Origin of the sequence: Bacillus sp. BD59S, assembly GCF_007363175.1 — a bacterium.
Lineage (GTDB): Bacteria > Bacillota > Bacilli > Bacillales > Bacillaceae_G > Bacillus_A > Bacillus_A pacificus.
In genome coordinates, this window is sequence record NZ_CP034686.1 from 1,417,328 (window position 1) to 1,433,321 (window position 15,994).

Below are 15,994 nucleotides of genomic sequence, written 5' to 3' on the forward strand. Positions count from 1 at the left end.
ATTAGGGGGAGAAAATGAAGAAAAATACGAGTGGTACAAAAATATTGGATCGATTGATTACGATAATTGTTTCATATAGCATAGCATTTTCTATATTTGCACTCGCAACAACAGTGGTGGTGTACGGAAAATGGTTATATTATTTTGAAATTGATTTTTTAAACATTCCAGACTTAGCGGATATGACGAAGGCTGATATTAAAAGAAATTATGATGTGCTTATCACATATTTATCTCCGTTTTATGACGGGGCATTACAGTTTCCAACATTAGATATGTCCACAAATGGCCGTATTCATTTTGTAGATGTTAAAAATATTTTAGTGAAAATTCAATATGTGATGTATGCGACAATTATGATTGCAATAATAGGCGGGATTTATTTATTAAAAAAGAAAAATGAAAAGTTTTTACTGCACGGATCAATTGTAACAATTATCTTTCCGATAGCGCTTATGTTACCGATCGCTATTAATTTTGAAAAGAGTTTTGTATTATTCCATAAGCTTTTATTCAGTAATGATTATTGGATGTTTGATATTGAAACAGATCCGATTATATTAATGTTACCAGAAGAGTTCTTTATGCATGCAGCGTGTGCTATTTTATTATTTATTTTATGTGGTAGCATAATTTGTTATAGCTTATATAAATATTTCGTAAAAAAGAAAAGGATTTCAAAAGAAAAATTCTCTGTTTAAAGAGAATTTTTTTGTTTGTAAAACGATAATATATTTTTCGGTCCAGTTCTGTTCTATTCTTGTCCAAATTAACATATTTTGTACTAGTAGTTATAGGGGGGACCGTGATGAAGAGAACATTAGTTGGATTGATAGCATTTCTAATTATAATGTTTCCGTTACGTATATATGCTGAAGAGTGGAGTGAACTAACAGGGTTGTTGGATGACTCATTACAATTAGTGAAGCGTAATGAAGATGAAAAAGCAGTACAAGTATTACAACATTTCTCGGAGCAGTTTGTCATAAAGGGGAATGAAAAGAAGCAAGAAGTAACGCCAAATCAAGTTAGAGTTATTTCTTTAGCTTACGACAACGCGAAACAATCTCTCGTGGAAGAAGATGTAAGTAAACAAGTTAAAATTGATAATGTGCTAGCACTGCAGCTCGCTGTTGATGCACAAGTATCGAAGTATCAACCACTTTGGATGGAAAGAGAAGGGAAAGTAATGGGTGCCTTTTCTCAAATGGAAAAAGCGATAACAAAAGAAGATACGGGACAGTTTCAACAAACGTTAAACACATTTTTACATGAATTTAATATTATTTATCCAAGCTTAATGATAGCCTTGCCAGAAAACGAAGTGCAGCGTGTAAATGCACATTTATCTTATTTGGATGAATTTCGTAACGTTATGTTAAAAACGAAAGGTGGGCAAATGCAAGTAGGAATCATAAAAGGGGATTTACAAAAGATATTTCATACAGTAAAAAAAGACGAAATTGCACCCTCTCTCATTTGGTTTATGACAATTACTGGAGGTCTTATTTTATTCACATTAACTTATGTTGGATGGAGAAAGTATAAAGGGGAGAGAGAAAAAAGAAAAAGTAATGTCCATTCTAAGAATAGATAATGTAATAAATAAAGATACGGATTGTAAGGTTTATTCATTGACAATGGTGGCAGAAGAAAATAGAATGAGAAGTACTATAATTAAAACTTCAATGGAGGTTCATGATGTTTTATTTAATTTACTTCGCGATCATTTTGATCATACCGTTGTATGCACAGTCAAAAGTACGTAGTGCCTATAGCAAGTATTCACAAGTTTACTCAACATCAGGTATGACAGGAGCAGAAGTGGCTCGGAAAATCTTAGATGAGAATGGATTATACAACGTAGCTGTTGAAGAAACACCAGGTCATTTATCAGACCATTATGATCCAACTGCAAAAACAGTTCGATTATCAACAGATAACTATTACGGTCATTCAGTTGCTGGTACAGCAGTTGCAGCACACGAAGTAGGACACGCAATTCAAGATGCAAAAGATTATAACTTTATGCGTATTCGTCATTCGTTAGTGCCAGTTGCAAACTTTGGATCGAATATTTCCTGGATATTTATTATGATTGGTATTTTTGCATCGATGGCTAACATGATATTTTTAGGTATCATTTTAATGGCAGCAGGTGTTGTGTTCCAACTTGTTACATTACCAGTTGAGTTTGATGCATCCAAGCGTGCAATGCAACAAATTGAAGCGTTAGGTATCGTATCAACTGATGAATATGGGCAAGCTCGTAAAGTATTAAATGCGGCAGCATTAACATATGTAGCAGCTGCAGCTGTAGCGGTATTTGAATTATTACGTCTCGTATTGATTTATACTGGTATGCAGCGTAGCGACGACTAAAGACTATCAATTTTGATAGTCTTTTTTTGTTGTATGGATTGAATTATATAATTATTGCAAATAGAAATAATAGAAGTAATGCGGAAAGGCGGTGGGGGAAATGAAATATCCAGACCATTTAGTAAAACAAGTGAAAGAGCGTAGTGCTCCTTATCAATTAGAAGGTTTTTTAAGTGGACAAGGTCCTGAAAATCCTAAATTTATGTTGTTAGGAGAAGCGCCTGGTGAAACGGAAATTCATAATGGGATTCCGTTTAGCGGGAGGGCAGGAAAACAATTAATGGGTTTTTTAGAACGTATTCACGTTACAAGGGATGAAGTATATATTACGAGCGCTGTTCGGAGTAGACCTTATAAATGGCGAGAGAAAAAAGAACGAAATGGTGAAATCATACAAAGAAAGTATAATAGAACGCCAAATCAAGGAGAAATAGTTGCCCATGCGCCTTTGTTAGATTATGAATTAGAGAAAATAAATCCGAAGCTTATCGTCACGCTTGGCAATATCGGTCTTCAACGTTTAACAGGAAAAGATAAAAAAATCACAGATGTACACGGACAATTATTAAAACAGCCCATTCAAAAATTAAAGGATATGCAAAGTGCAGAGTTTACATGGTCAGAGAAAGAATATCATATTTTTCCGACATTCCACCCTGCTTCCATTTTTTATAATCGGAGCTTATTGGAGCTTATTTATGAGGATTTAGAGAAACTTAAGCGATATGTAATAAAAAACTAGAAAAGCTAAAAAGCTTTTCTAGTTGTGTTTATGTATGTAATGGATTTTTATTTTCATCCAATGTAAAACCTTCACCAACTACATCATGTACGTCACTTACAGCAACAAAGGCGTGAGGATCTACAGAAGTAATAATGTTTTTTAATTTCACAATTTCATTTTTAGCAACAACGCAATACAATACGTTCCGTTCCACTTTTGTATACGACCCAACAGCTTTTAAAAAGGTTGCTCCGCGCTCCATCTCACATAAAATTTTGGCAGCAATTTCATCGTTTTTATCTGAGATAATCGTTGCTCCTTTTGCTGCATAGGCTCCTTCTTGCATAAAATCAATCACTTTCGCTCCGATAAAAACAGCAACTAACGTATACATACCCTCGCGATATGATAAATAGGTAAGGATAGAGACGATAATGACGATAGCATCAAACATAAACATCGTTTTCCCCATACTCCAGCCAACATATTTATGAGCGAGTCTCGCGATAATATCTACACCGCCAGTAGTTCCGCCGTATTTAAATATGATCCCAAGACCGATACCAATAAATGCTCCGGCGAATAAAGCAGCGAGTGTCATATCGTTTTGTAAGTTTACATGTAAGTTGAGAACTTCGTAACGCTGAAAAATCCATAGAAATAAAGATACGCTAAAGGTGCCGATTAGTGTATATATAAATGTCGTTCTTCCAAGTAACTTCCAACCAATAAAAAATATAGGGATATTTAAAATTAAGTTTGAATAAGAAGGGTCAAACTTAAATAGAAAATACAATAATAGTGTAATACCGGTAAATCCACCTTCTGCAAGGTGATTTTCAATATTGATATTCACAATACCGAAAGAAAAAATAGCGGAACCGATTAAAATGAAAATGATATTTCGAATCTTCAAATTTGATGTCATATAGAAATCCCCCTAATTATGTAAATGGCATTGCTCCGCTGAAACGGTAAAACATAATGATAAGTAATTCTCGTTGCTAGTGAAAATAGTGAAGGCTATAAAAAAATGATTGGCTTAGGCTGATCTTTTGCAAAAATCGCAAAAGAAAGTTTCACTTTATTATAATCTTTCCCAAAAAGGGTCGCAAATAGGTGTTTGGCGGGGAATAATATTTGTCAAATCGCGATGAATTGGCTAACATGAAAGAGGAAGGATTAGAGGTGAATTGTATGGAAGCGAAAACGATGAAGGATATGCAGAAAGAAGTAGATGCATATATTGGTCAGTTTAAAGAAGGTTATTTCAGTCCACTTGCAATGATGGCTCGTTTAACGGAAGAAATGGGGGAGCTTGCAAGAGAGGTTAATCATTATTATGGTGAGAAACCGAAGAAAACAACTGAAACAGAACGTAGTATTGAAGAAGAGCTTGGAGATGTATTATTTGTTATGATTTGTATGGCAAATAGTTTAAATATTGATTTAGAAACAGCACATAACATTGTAATGAATAAATTTAATACGCGCGATAAAGATCGCTGGACACGTATTGATGAGGGAGAGAAAGAATAATGAAAGAAATTAAAGTAATTATCGCTGGACCAAGAGGACGTATGGGACATGAAGCAGTTCTTCTTATGGAAAGAACGGAACATTTTAATTTAGTAGCAGCAGTGGATTATAAGCATGGTGGAGAGAAAATCTCTGATTTACCTGGAATGCCAGCGTTAGATACACCTATTTACGCGGATTTACATACTTGTTTAGAGGAAGTAGAAGCAGATGTGTTGTTAGATTTAACAACGCCAGAAGTTGGAAAACAACACGTTACACTAGCAGTTGAGCGTGGACTTCGTTCTGTTATTGGTACAACTGGATTTACAGAAGAAGAGCTAAAACAATTAACCGAGACTGCAAAAGAAAAAGCAGTAGGAACAATTATCGCTCCAAACTTTGCAATTGGTGCAGTTCTTATGATGAAATTCTCACAAATGGCAGCGAAGTACTTCCAAGATGTTGAAGTAATTGAATTGCATCATGATCAAAAGTTAGATGCACCATCTGGTACTGCAGTAAAAACAGTAGAATTGATTCGTCAAAATCGTGAATCAAAGCAGCAAGGTCATCCAAATGAAGTAGAGCAACTAAAAGGAGCTCGTGGTGCAAACGTAGACGGTATTCACATTCATAGTGTACGTTTACCAGGACTTATTGCACACCAAGAAGTAATGTTTGGTGGAGACGGACAAATGTTAACAGTTCGTCATGATTCATTCAATCGTGCATCATTTATGTCTGGTGTAAAACTATCAATTGAGACAGTAATGAATCTAGATCATCTTGTGTACGGTTTAGAAAATATTATCGACTAAAGGGGAGACAACGGATGAAAATTGCCTTAATCGCACATGACAAAAAGAAAAATGACATGGTTTCGTTTGCATACGCATATAAACCAATTTTTGAACAACATGAATTATTTGCAACAGGAACGACAGGGCTTCGTATCATGGAAGCGACCGGTTTAGTTGTAACGAGATATCAATCTGGTCCTCTTGGCGGCGATCAAGAAATTGGTGCAATGATTGCAAAAAATGATTTAGACATGGTAATTTTCTTCCGCGATCCATTAACAGCACAGCCGCATGAACCGGATGTGAATGCATTGCTTCGTTTATGTGATGTATATGCGATTCCACTTGCAACGAATATGGCGAGTGCTGAAATGTTAATGCACGCATTAGAGCGAGGAGATTTAGATTACCGCAAGTTAAGAAAATGAGGGGAACAATTATGAGTGGATTACATATATTAGCGTTTGGTGCTCATGCCGATGATGTTGAAATTGGCATGGCTGGTACCATTGCTAAATATACGAAGCAAGGGTATGAAGTAGGTATTTGTGATTTAACAGAAGCTGATCTTTCTTCTAATGGAACGATAGAGTTAAGAAAAGAAGAAGCAAAGGCGGCAGCTCGTATAATGGGAGTAAAAACGAGATTAAATTTAGCGATGCCAGACCGTGGTTTGTATATAAAAGAAGAGTATATACGTGAAATTGTAAAGGTGATTCGTACATATAAACCAAAACTAGTTTTTGCGCCGTATTATGAAGATCGTCACCCAGATCATGCAAATTGTGCAAAACTTGTGGAAGAAGCTATTTTTTCAGCAGGAATCCGTAAATATATGCCGGAACTTTCACCACATCGTGTGGAGTCTTTTTATCATTATATGATTAATGGTTTTCATAAACCGAATTTTTGTATAGATATAAGTGAGTACCTCTCTATAAAGGTGGAAGCATTAGAAGCGTATGAAAGTCAGTTTTCAACAGGGAGTGATGGTGTGAAAACGCCGTTAACAGAAGGTTACGTTGAAACTGTAGTCGCTCGTGAGAAAATGTTTGGAAAAGAAGTTGGAGTCTTATATGCCGAAGGATTTATGAGTAAGAAACCGGTTTTATTACATGCTGATTTAATAGGGGGATGTAAATGAAATTAAAAATAGGTATTACATGTTATCCTTCAGTAGGTGGTTCTGGTGTTGTTGGAACAGAATTAGGAAAGCAATTAGCGGAACGAGGGCATGAAATTCATTTTATTACATCGGGTTTACCATTCCGGTTAAATAAAGTGTATCCAAACATTTACTTTCATGAAGTAACGGTAAATCAATACTCTGTATTTCAATATCCACCGTACGATTTAGCATTAGCGAGTAAAATGGCAGAGGTTGCACAAAGAGAAAACCTAGACATTTTACATGTGCATTACGCAATACCACATGCCATTTGTGCTTATTTAGCAAAACAAATGATTGGAGAGCGTATTAAAATTGTTACAACCTTGCATGGAACAGATATTACTGTGTTAGGTTCCGACCCTTCGTTAAATAATTTAATTCGTTTTGGTATTGAGCAATCCGATGTTGTGACGGCTGTCTCGCACTCATTAATTAACGAAACGCATGAGCTTGTAAAACCAAATAAAGACATTCAAACGGTATATAACTTTATAGACGAACGTGTATATTTCAAGCGTGATATGACTCAATTAAAGAAAGAATACGGTATAAGTGAAAGTGAAAAGATACTCATTCATATTTCAAATTTCCGTAAAGTGAAACGTGTGCAAGATGTTGTTCAGGCATTTGCTAAAATTGTTACAGAAGTAGATGCGAAGTTGCTTCTTGTTGGAGATGGACCAGAATTTTGCACGATTTTACAGTTGGTGAAAAATTTACATATTGAAGATCGCGTCTTATTCTTAGGGAAGCAAGATAATGTTGCAGAGCTACTTGCGATGAGTGATTTAATGTTACTTCTATCAGAGAAAGAGAGTTTTGGTCTTGTTTTATTAGAAGCGATGGCGTGTGGTGTACCTTGTATCGGAACAAGGGTTGGAGGTATTCCAGAAGTCATTCAACATGGTGAAACAGGATATTTATGTGAAGTTGGCGATACGACGGGAGTGGCAAATCAAGCCATTCAGTTATTAAAGGATGAAGAACTTCACCGTAATATGGGAGAGCGAGCAAGAGCAAGTGTTTACGAGCAGTTCCGCTCTGAAAAAATCGTCTCACAATATGAAACGATTTACTATGATGTACTAAGGGATGACAAAAATGAAAAGATTTAAAAAAGCTAGTTCTATTATTGAGACTTTAAAGCAACAAGGACATGAGGCCTACTTTGTCGGCGGAAGCGTACGCGATCTTATTATCGATAGGCCGGTTGGAGATATTGATATTGCGACATCTGCTTTACCAGAAGAAGTGATGGGGATATTTCCAAGACATGTTCCTGTTGGTCTTGAGCATGGAACTGTAATTGTTGTAGAAAATGGTGAGCCTTATGAGGTAACTACTTTTCGAACAGAGAGTGAATATGAAGACTTTCGAAGACCAAGTAGTGTTCAATTTGTTCGTTCATTAGAAGAGGATTTAAAACGTCGTGATTTCACAATGAATGCAATTGCCATGACAGAAGAAGGCGAAATGGTTGATTTATTTGCTGGACAGGAAGCGATTCAAAAGAGAGAAATTGTGACAGTGGGAAATGCTGCGGATCGTTTTCAAGAAGATGCCCTGCGAATGATGCGTGGTATTCGGTTCGTAAGTACGTTAGGTTTTTCTTTAGAAATGAAAACGAAACAAGCAATTGAAACATATGGACATTTGCTGGAACATATAGCAATTGAGAGAATTACAGTGGAGTTTGAAAAACTGTTAACTGGCACATATTGTGTGAAGGCTCTCAAAGAATTAGTAGAAACAAAACTATTTTCTCATCTACCATATTTACAGATGTCAGAAGAGAGATTGTTAAAAGCTACGCAGTATAAATGGGATTCTTTTGAAACAGACATTGAGGCATGGGCGTTTTTCTTATATTGTATCGGGGAAGAACATCCAGCTGTCTTTTTACGTCAATGGAAGTTTTCGAATAAAAAAATAAAAGATATCGTCGCAGTTTTATTAACAATCCGTAAGAGAAAGGAGAAGGATTGGGATACAGTTCTTCTTTATAAAACGGGAATTCATATCGCTGAAATGGCAGAAAGAGTATATGAAGCGATGATTGAAAGCTATGATCATACAGCTGTTAACCGGGTACAAACGTTGTTTCAAGCATTGCCAATCAAGAGTCGACAAGAGATGAATGTGACTGGGAATGATTTGTTAAACTGGGCAAGCAAAAAGCCAGGTCCGTGGGTTGCTGAAATGATTCAAAAAATTGAAGAAGCAATCGTACAAGGAAACGTAGGTAATGAGAAAGAGTGTATAAGGGAGTGGCTGCAAGAATGCAATCTACTATAAGAAAGCAGTTATTGCAAGTTTTTTCGGAAGCAGATGGCGAGTTTGTATCTGGTCAAACGATTAGTGATAAACTTGGTTGCTCAAGAACTGCTGTGTGGAAACATATGGAGGACCTTCGGAATGAGGGGTATGAACTTGAAGCTGTACGCCGATTAGGATATCGAATTGCAAGTAAGCCAGACAAAGTGACTGCGAATGAAATTCAGTTAGGGTTACAAACGAAACATATTGGTAGAACAGTGTATTTTGAAGAGTCTGTTGAATCGACGCAGTATATTGCAGCAAAACTTGCTTATGAAGGTGCAGAAGAAGGAACGATTGTTGTGGCAGAAGAACAAACAGCCGGTAGAGGTCGTTTAAGTAGAAAATGGCATTCACCAAAAGGAACAGGAATTTGGATGAGTATTATTTTACGTCCATCAATCCCGGTTCATCATGCACCACAACTTACTTTGTTAGCCGCTGTTAGCGTTGCGCAAGCAATTGAAAAGTGCACAGGTGTAAACGTAGGAATAAAATGGCCGAATGATATTTTAATTCAGGGGAAAAAAGCTGTAGGTATATTAACAGAAATGCAAGCTGATCCTGATAAAATTAATGCTGTCATTATGGGTATTGGTATTAATGCGAATCAAAAGCAAGAACATTTTGATGAGGAAATTCAGCATATTGCTACTTCTTTAGCGATTGAATCTGGTAAGCCAATTGTTCGTGCGGAGCTTATGCAACAAATCTTTTTACAACTAGAAAAATTATATGAAGAGTATTTACAAAATGGTTTCTCTGTCATTAAAATTCTTTGGGAAAGTTACGCTGTGAGCATCGGGAAAGAAATTAACGCTCGAACGATGAGAGAGACAATTACAGGGATAGCAAAAGGAATTACAGAGGATGGTGTATTGCTTCTAGAAGATCATGAAGGAAAAGTACATCACATTCATTCTGCGGATATCGAAATTAAGTAAAAGAAGTTCCTCTTTTGGAACTTCTTTTTTATTTCAATATTTTTGAAATGAGTTTGCGGTGCGATAATGAATTTTTTAGTATTTACTTGTCATTTGACGATTACTTTTCCCTCCATTCCTTTAAGAAGGTGATACCGGCATATTAATTCATATGTACCAGTATTTTTAGGTTTCATGGTAATATTTTTTTCTTTTCCTGACTCGACTACGACGTCAATGCCGAGTTTTTTTACTGTAAAGGTGTGCTCCCTCTTGCCTTTATTTTTCAATAGCAATGTTGTTGATTCTTCAATTGGAATCGTGATGACGTTCGGTTTAAAGTAATCATCGTTTAGCTCGACTTCAATCACTTTGGCAGACTCAACAGGTTGTGTTACGACGTTAATTGAGGCAAATACATTGAGGGAATTTAAAGTTGTTACTCCCACAAGCATCACAAGAAAACCGATGAATCGAAATAACCATGTACGTATAGACATTAGCAATTCTCCTTTTGTAAGTATGTTTCCTCAATTAACCTGCATCATTATTTTAAGAGTTATACTATGCATGTAAACAAATCTGTTTATCTTTCTATGCATGCGTTATTTAAAAATTTCACATACCGTAATAAGGATAAAAATTATTTTTTCAAAAAAATGTAGTAATTCCTTTTTAGAGTTTGCTATAATTAGTTCGAATGTGGGCAGTATCAGAGCGAACTGCACCATAATTCGAAGCAATACGAAAAATAATAACTTGGATTCTGCCTTGATCCAATAACGGACTGGGACAGAGGGATGAATAATGCCGACTAACACACAACCCTTCTGCCCTTTTATGGCCAGAGGGGTTTTTTATATGATTTCGGCCATCTCCTCTCTCCTGTATAAAGGAGGAGTAGTTTTTGAAAACAAAAACAGATTTTTTAAAAATGAAAGAGCAAGGTGAGCCGATTACAATGCTAACGGCGTATGATTATCCATCTGCTAAGTTAGCAGAAGAGGCGGAAGTTGATATGATTCTAGTTGGAGATTCCCTTGGGATGGTTGTGCTTGGATACGATTCAACAGTACCTGTAACAGTAGAGGATATGATTCATCATACGAAAGCTGTACGCCGAGGAGCGAAAGAGACGTTTATTGTAACTGATATGCCATTTATGTCGTATCATGTGTCGCCTCAAGATACGATGGTGAATGCACGCCGCATCGTTCAAGAGAGTGGTGCTCATGCACTGAAGGTAGAAGGTGCAGGAGAAGTGATATCAACGATTCATTACTTGACAAATGCGGGGATTCCTGTTGTAGCGCACTTAGGCTTAACTCCTCAATCTGTAGGAGTATTAGGTGGGTATAAAGTGCAAGGAAAAGATGCTGAAAGTGCAAAAAAATTAATAGAAGATGCGAAGAGATGTGAGGAAGCTGGTGCGATAGCACTTGTATTAGAATGTGTGCCAATGCAGCTAGCAGAATTCATTTCGAAGCAACTAACAATTCCAACGATTGGAATTGGAGCAGGACAAAAAGTAGATGGGCAAGTACTCGTTTATCATGATCTTATTTCATACGGCGTAAATCGTGTTCCGAAATTTGTGAAGCAATATACGTCTGTTCAAGAGGAGATTGTGAGAGGAATTTCACAATATGTTACTGAAGTAAAGACAGGACAATTTCCAGAAGAAAAACATTCATTCACAATGAAAGAGGAAGAATGCTTAGCGTTATACGGAGGAAACCAATAATGAAAATCGTAACTACAGTGCAAGAGATGCAGCAAATTACAAACGAACTGCGTGCAAGTGGAAAAAGTATTGGTTTTGTCCCAACGATGGGGTATTTGCATGAAGGCCATGCGACTTTATTACGTCAGGCAAGAGAAGAAAATGAAATTGTAGTGTTAAGCGTGTTTGTTAATCCGCTACAGTTTGGACCGAATGAAGATTTAGATCGATACCCTCGTGATATTGATAGGGATGAAAATGTAGCAAAAGAAAACGGTGTAGATTATTTATTTTATCCGAGCGTGGAAGAAATGTATCCAGCAGAACAAACGACAACAGTTGAAGTTGTAAAGCGTACCGATGTATTATGTGGCAAACAAAGACCGGGTCATTTTGCTGGTGTCGCGACTGTACTAATGAAACTATTTAATATTACATTACCAACGCGTGCTTATTTCGGTATGAAAGACGCTCAGCAAGTTGCTGTCATTGAAGGGTTTGTTGCTGATTTTAATATTCCGGTTACAATCGTACCAGTAGATATTGTAAGGGAAGAAGATGGATTAGCGAAAAGTTCTCGTAACGTGTATTTATCACAAGAAGAGCGTGAAGAAGTTCCTCATTTATACCGTAGCCTATGTGTAGCGAAAGAAAGAATTGAGGCAGGCGAACGGAATGCAGAAATCATTACAACTCTTGTGAAAGAGTATATTGAGGCGCATACGAAAGGTACTGTAGATTATGCTGATTTATATGCTTATCCTTCACTACAAGTAATGGATAAAATTGAAGGACGAATCATTTTAGCGATTGCAGTTAAATTTGAGAATGTACGATTAATTGACAATATAACAGTAACGGTTAAATAAGGGGGAGCATCTATGTTTCGCACAATGATGAGAGCGAAGTTACATCGTGCAACAGTAACAGAAGCAAATTTAAATTATGTAGGTAGTATTACAATTGATGAAGATTTAATGGATGCAGTAAATATTGTAGAAAATGAAAAAGTACAAATTGTAAATAATAATAATGGTGCTCGCTTAGAGACATATGTTATTAAGGGTGAACGTGGTAGCGGTGTTGTTTGCTTAAATGGTGCAGCTGCAAGGCTTGTACAGCCAGGAGATAAAGTTATTATTATTTGCTACGGTTTAGTGGCAGAAGAAAATATTCATAAACAATCGCCGAAAATTGCAGTATTAGATGATGATAATCAAATTATTGAAATGTTAGGTGCTGAAAAAGCAGGTACGATATTATAAGTAAGAAGGCTATCTCTATTACGGAGATAGCTTTTTTGTGCATCTTTTCATTAAGATGAGATAAAACGTGGTATAGTAACATTATATAATTTTGTGTTTGATAGGTAAGAAATTGAGGTGTTACATATATGAGTAAGCGTTATGTCGTTGTGGATTTAGAGACGACAGGGAACTCCTGGAAGGATGGGAAGGATAAAATTACCCAAATTGCAGCTGTTGTAGTGGAAGATGGAGAGATATTAGAGATTTTTTCATCTTTTATTAATCCGAAGAGAGAGATTCCGCCATTTATTACAGAACTAACAGGGATTGATGAGAGTATGGTTAAGCAAGCCCCGTTATTTCAAGATGTAGCCCCGATGGTTGTTGAGCTATTACAAGGTGCAGCTTTCGTTGCACATAATGTTCACTTTGATTGGAATTTTTTAACGGAAGAATTAAGGCAGGCTGGATATACAGAAATACATTGTCCAAAAGTTGATACAGTTGAGTTGGCGCAAATTCTTTTGCCAACGGCTGATAGTTATAAATTACGTGATTTAGCTAAACAACACGAATTAGAGCATGATCAACCGCATCGTGCTGATAGTGATGCTCTTGCAACAGCGGAATTGTTTTTACAATTTTTAAATGAAATTGAAAAGTTACCACTTGTCACCTTGCAATCGCTTTATGAATTGAGTGATGTGTTTCAAAGTGATATAGCGGATGTACTTTCTGAAAATATTTTAAAGAAAATGATGCATGGTAAAAAAGGAGCAGAGGGATATGAAGTGTATCGAAATATTGCGCTTCGAAAACGGAATTATTCTTTAAACCTAAGTGAAACATGTGCATTTAAATTTGATGCTTTCTTGCATAAGACAATTGATAAACTTGCGTTGAATATGCCAAAGTTTGAAAAAAGAGAAAGCCAACAGAGTATGATGAAGGAAATATATACAGCGCTAAGAGATTCTAGGTTTTCACTAATTGAAGCAGGAACAGGAACAGGGAAGACTCTTGCATATTTGCTTCCAAGTATTTATTTTGCAAAGAAAAAAGAAGAACCTGTTATCATAAGTACCCAAACTGTACAACTGCAACAACAAATACTAGAAAAAGAAATTCCATTATTACAGAAAATAATGCCATTTTCATTTGAAGTAGCTCTTCTGAAAGGAAGAAAGCATTATCTTTGTCTACATAAATTTGAATATGCTTTGCAAGAAGAAGAGAAGAATTATGATATGGCGCTCACGAAGGCAAAAATTTTAGTGTGGTTATTGCAAACGGAAACGGGCGATCGTGATGAATTAAATATTCCTGAGGGCGGAAAGTTACTTTGGAACCGTATTTGTAGTGATGTACATAGTCCGGGCGGGATGCAAAGCAACTGGTATAGTCGTTGTTTTTATCAACGAGCAAAGAATAAAGCATTATTTGCAGATATCGTTATTACAAATCATGCGTTATTATTTCAAGATTTTTCAAGTGAAGAACCATTATTTGCTTCATGTGAACATATTATTTTTGACGAGGCTCATCATATTGAGGAAGCGGCAAGTAGAACATTAGGTGAACAGTTCTCCTGTATGTATTTCCAGCTAGTTTTATCTCGTCTTGGTACGCTAGAAACAGATGATGTACTTTCTAAAGTATATAAAATGATGAAAAAAACAGAACAAGCCTCCCGTTCGACTTTCCGCATGGTAAGTCATAGTTTGAAGGAATTGAAATTTGATGCGGATGAGCTATTCCAAATGTTACGTGCATTCATCTTTAAACAAACAAAGCAGGAACAAGGGATCAGCAATATGCCACTCATTTATCGATATAACACGGAAGTAGAAAAAGGAAAGTTATGGGATAGTATTACCGAGTTAACAAATCGTTTTGTATATGATGTAAGAAAATTACTCTCTACACTTGAGAAGCAAGTTGATATATTGCAAAGTAAATTAGAATGGGAAATGCATGTTGTTACAGGTGAATTTATGCATTTAATTGAGTTATTGAGAAAGATGGCGCAATCTTTACAAGTGCTCATTTTAGAAAAAAATTCATATGTGACATGGATGGAAACTGAAACGAAGGGAACCATTCATTCAACTGTTTTATATGGGCAACCTGTTCATATTGGTGAAAGATTTGCTGATAAATTTTTAACAGAGAAAAAGAGTGTTATTTTCACATCAGCAACGCTAACAGTAAACGATTCATTTGACTATATAAAAGAAGAGCTAGGTTTACATGATTTTGCTCCAAATACATTACAGGTCCCATCACCATTTCGTTTTGAAGAACAGATGAAATTAATGGTTTCAACGGATGTGCCTTTTATTAAGCAAGCAAGTAATGAAGAATATATTGAATCTGTGTCGGCTCATATTGCAAAAATAGCGAAAGCTACAGAAGGTAGAATGCTTGTTTTGTTCACTTCGTATGAAATGTTGAAAGAAGCGTATACGAATTTGAAAAATGATGAGGAATTAGAAGGCTATTTATTATTAACGCAAAGTGTGAATAATAAGAGCAGAAGTCGTCTCATTCGTAAGTTTCAAGAGTTCGATAAATCAATTTTATTAGGAACAAGTAGTTTTTGGGAAGGGATAGATATACCTGGAGATGCCCTTAGTTGTCTTGTTATTGTCCGCCTTCCCTTTACGCCTCCTCATCAACCGATGATGGAAGCAAAAGGAGAGTGGTTAAAAAATCAAGGAGAGGACGTATTCGCTAAGTTAGCACTCCCGCAAGCAATACTGCGTTTCAAACAAGGATTTGGTCGTCTTATTAGAACAAGTACAGATACCGGGACGGTGTTTGTATTAGATCGTCGTTTGACAAGCGCTTCCTATGGAAAACGTTTTTTACAATCAATTCCAACTGTTCCGCTTTATGAAGGCCCTCTAGAAGAATTGTTAGAACAATTAAAGGAACGGTTAACTGAATAAAGTGGGATAAAATTGGAAGAAAAAATACGCCTGAAGTACATGTAAACTTCAGGCGTAAAAAATGTGGGTAGGAGGAATTTTATTTTTCTTACTTCTTGTATACAAAATGTATTGGTTTTCGACTTGAAACCTTTTTTTGCTGTACATGTCCTGCTATAATAGATGGGTGATGAAGCAGGGGTTGTAAAGAATGTACTCTTATTGTAACCGCATTGCGTTCTTCTATAATTAGAAAT

17 protein-coding genes are annotated in these 15,994 nt (G+C 36.2%); 15 read left to right on the plus strand and 2 right to left on the minus strand.

What is annotated here, in order from left to right:
- Nucleotides 1–14: 14 nt before the first annotated feature.
- From EKQ63_RS09305 to EKQ63_RS09320, 4 genes are all read left to right on the plus strand, one after another.
- Nucleotides 15–701 (plus strand): lipoprotein intramolecular transacylase Lit, encoded by a 687-nt coding sequence (locus EKQ63_RS09305; protein ID WP_087951858.1) that lies wholly within the window; start codon nt 15–17, stop codon nt 699–701.
- 107 nt (nt 702–808) lie between these two features.
- Complete coding sequence (gene ypjB / locus EKQ63_RS09310; RefSeq protein WP_087994419.1) at nt 809–1,597, plus strand: sporulation protein YpjB; 789 nt, start codon at nt 809–811, stop codon at nt 1,595–1,597.
- Nucleotides 1,598–1,701: 104 nt separating this feature from the next.
- A complete protein-coding gene (locus EKQ63_RS09315) occupies nt 1,702–2,382 on the plus strand; it encodes a zinc metallopeptidase (RefSeq protein WP_000499536.1) in 681 nt (226 codons plus the stop codon).
- 100 nt (nt 2,383–2,482) lie between these two features.
- On the plus strand, nt 2,483–3,124 hold the full coding sequence (locus EKQ63_RS09320) for a uracil-DNA glycosylase (protein WP_087951860.1): 642 nt from the start codon (nt 2,483–2,485) through the stop codon (nt 3,122–3,124).
- Nucleotides 3,125–3,152: 28 nt separating this feature from the next.
- Here EKQ63_RS09320 and EKQ63_RS09325 read toward each other — a convergent pair whose 3' ends face one another.
- Nucleotides 3,153–4,034 (minus strand): YitT family protein, encoded by an 882-nt coding sequence (locus EKQ63_RS09325; RefSeq protein WP_087951861.1) that lies wholly within the window; start codon nt 4,032–4,034, stop codon nt 3,153–3,155.
- A gap of 269 nt (nt 4,035–4,303) precedes the next feature.
- On the opposite strand from EKQ63_RS09325, the gene EKQ63_RS09330 reads away from it, so the two are divergent.
- The 7 genes from EKQ63_RS09330 to EKQ63_RS09360 are packed head-to-tail and all read left to right on the plus strand — an operon-like array spanning nt 4,304 to nt 9,858.
- Nucleotides 4,304–4,645 carry a nucleotide pyrophosphohydrolase gene (locus tag EKQ63_RS09330; protein WP_001992677.1) on the plus strand — a complete coding sequence of 114 codons (342 nt, stop codon included), beginning with the start codon at nt 4,304–4,306 and terminating at the stop codon, nt 4,643–4,645.
- The gene (gene dapB / locus EKQ63_RS09335) at nt 4,645–5,445 is read left to right on the plus strand and encodes a dihydrodipicolinate reductase (RefSeq protein WP_000658804.1); all 801 of its coding nucleotides are present in this window, start codon (nt 4,645–4,647) and stop codon (nt 5,443–5,445) included. Before EKQ63_RS09330 ends, dapB begins: the two co-directional genes overlap by 1 nt.
- Before the next feature lie 14 nt (nt 5,446–5,459).
- On the plus strand, nt 5,460–5,855 hold the full coding sequence (gene mgsA, locus EKQ63_RS09340; RefSeq protein WP_000684765.1) for a methylglyoxal synthase: 396 nt from the start codon (nt 5,460–5,462) through the stop codon (nt 5,853–5,855).
- 11 nt (nt 5,856–5,866) lie between these two features.
- The gene (bshB1, locus tag EKQ63_RS09345) at nt 5,867–6,571 is read left to right on the plus strand and encodes a bacillithiol biosynthesis deacetylase BshB1 (protein WP_087951863.1); all 705 of its coding nucleotides are present in this window, start codon (nt 5,867–5,869) and stop codon (nt 6,569–6,571) included.
- Nucleotides 6,568–7,713: an N-acetyl-alpha-D-glucosaminyl L-malate synthase BshA gene (bshA, locus tag EKQ63_RS09350; RefSeq protein ID WP_087951864.1), complete on the plus strand. Its 1,146-nt coding sequence runs from the start codon at nt 6,568–6,570 to the stop codon at nt 7,711–7,713. Before bshB1 ends, bshA begins: the two co-directional genes overlap by 4 nt.
- On the plus strand, nt 7,700–8,893 hold the full coding sequence (locus EKQ63_RS09355) for a CCA tRNA nucleotidyltransferase (RefSeq protein WP_087994418.1): 1,194 nt from the start codon (nt 7,700–7,702) through the stop codon (nt 8,891–8,893). Before bshA ends, EKQ63_RS09355 begins: the two co-directional genes overlap by 14 nt.
- Entirely contained in the window at nt 8,878–9,858 is a 981-nt protein-coding gene (locus EKQ63_RS09360) for a biotin--[acetyl-CoA-carboxylase] ligase (protein ID WP_016717023.1), read from the plus strand. The genes EKQ63_RS09355 and EKQ63_RS09360 overlap by 16 nt, the downstream gene beginning before the upstream one ends.
- An 89-nt stretch (nt 9,859–9,947) precedes the next feature.
- Here EKQ63_RS09360 and EKQ63_RS09365 read toward each other — a convergent pair whose 3' ends face one another.
- Nucleotides 9,948–10,337: a cupredoxin domain-containing protein gene (locus tag EKQ63_RS09365; protein ID WP_143880978.1), complete on the minus strand. Its 390-nt coding sequence runs from the start codon at nt 10,335–10,337 to the stop codon at nt 9,948–9,950.
- Nucleotides 10,338–10,744: 407 nt separating this feature from the next.
- On the opposite strand from EKQ63_RS09365, the gene panB reads away from it, so the two are divergent.
- From panB to dinG, 4 genes are all read left to right on the plus strand, one after another.
- A complete protein-coding gene (gene panB, locus EKQ63_RS09370) occupies nt 10,745–11,581 on the plus strand; it encodes a 3-methyl-2-oxobutanoate hydroxymethyltransferase (protein ID WP_087994416.1) in 837 nt (278 codons plus the stop codon).
- Complete coding sequence (gene panC / locus EKQ63_RS09375; RefSeq protein WP_087994415.1) at nt 11,581–12,429, plus strand: pantoate--beta-alanine ligase; 849 nt, start codon at nt 11,581–11,583, stop codon at nt 12,427–12,429. The genes panB and panC overlap by 1 nt, the downstream gene beginning before the upstream one ends.
- A gap of 12 nt (nt 12,430–12,441) precedes the next feature.
- Nucleotides 12,442–12,825: an aspartate 1-decarboxylase gene (gene panD, locus EKQ63_RS09380; RefSeq protein ID WP_087951869.1), complete on the plus strand. Its 384-nt coding sequence runs from the start codon at nt 12,442–12,444 to the stop codon at nt 12,823–12,825.
- 128 nt (nt 12,826–12,953) lie between these two features.
- The gene (dinG, locus tag EKQ63_RS09385) at nt 12,954–15,758 is read left to right on the plus strand and encodes an ATP-dependent DNA helicase DinG (RefSeq protein ID WP_143880979.1); all 2,805 of its coding nucleotides are present in this window, start codon (nt 12,954–12,956) and stop codon (nt 15,756–15,758) included.
- Nucleotides 15,759–15,994: the final 236 nt, after the last annotated feature.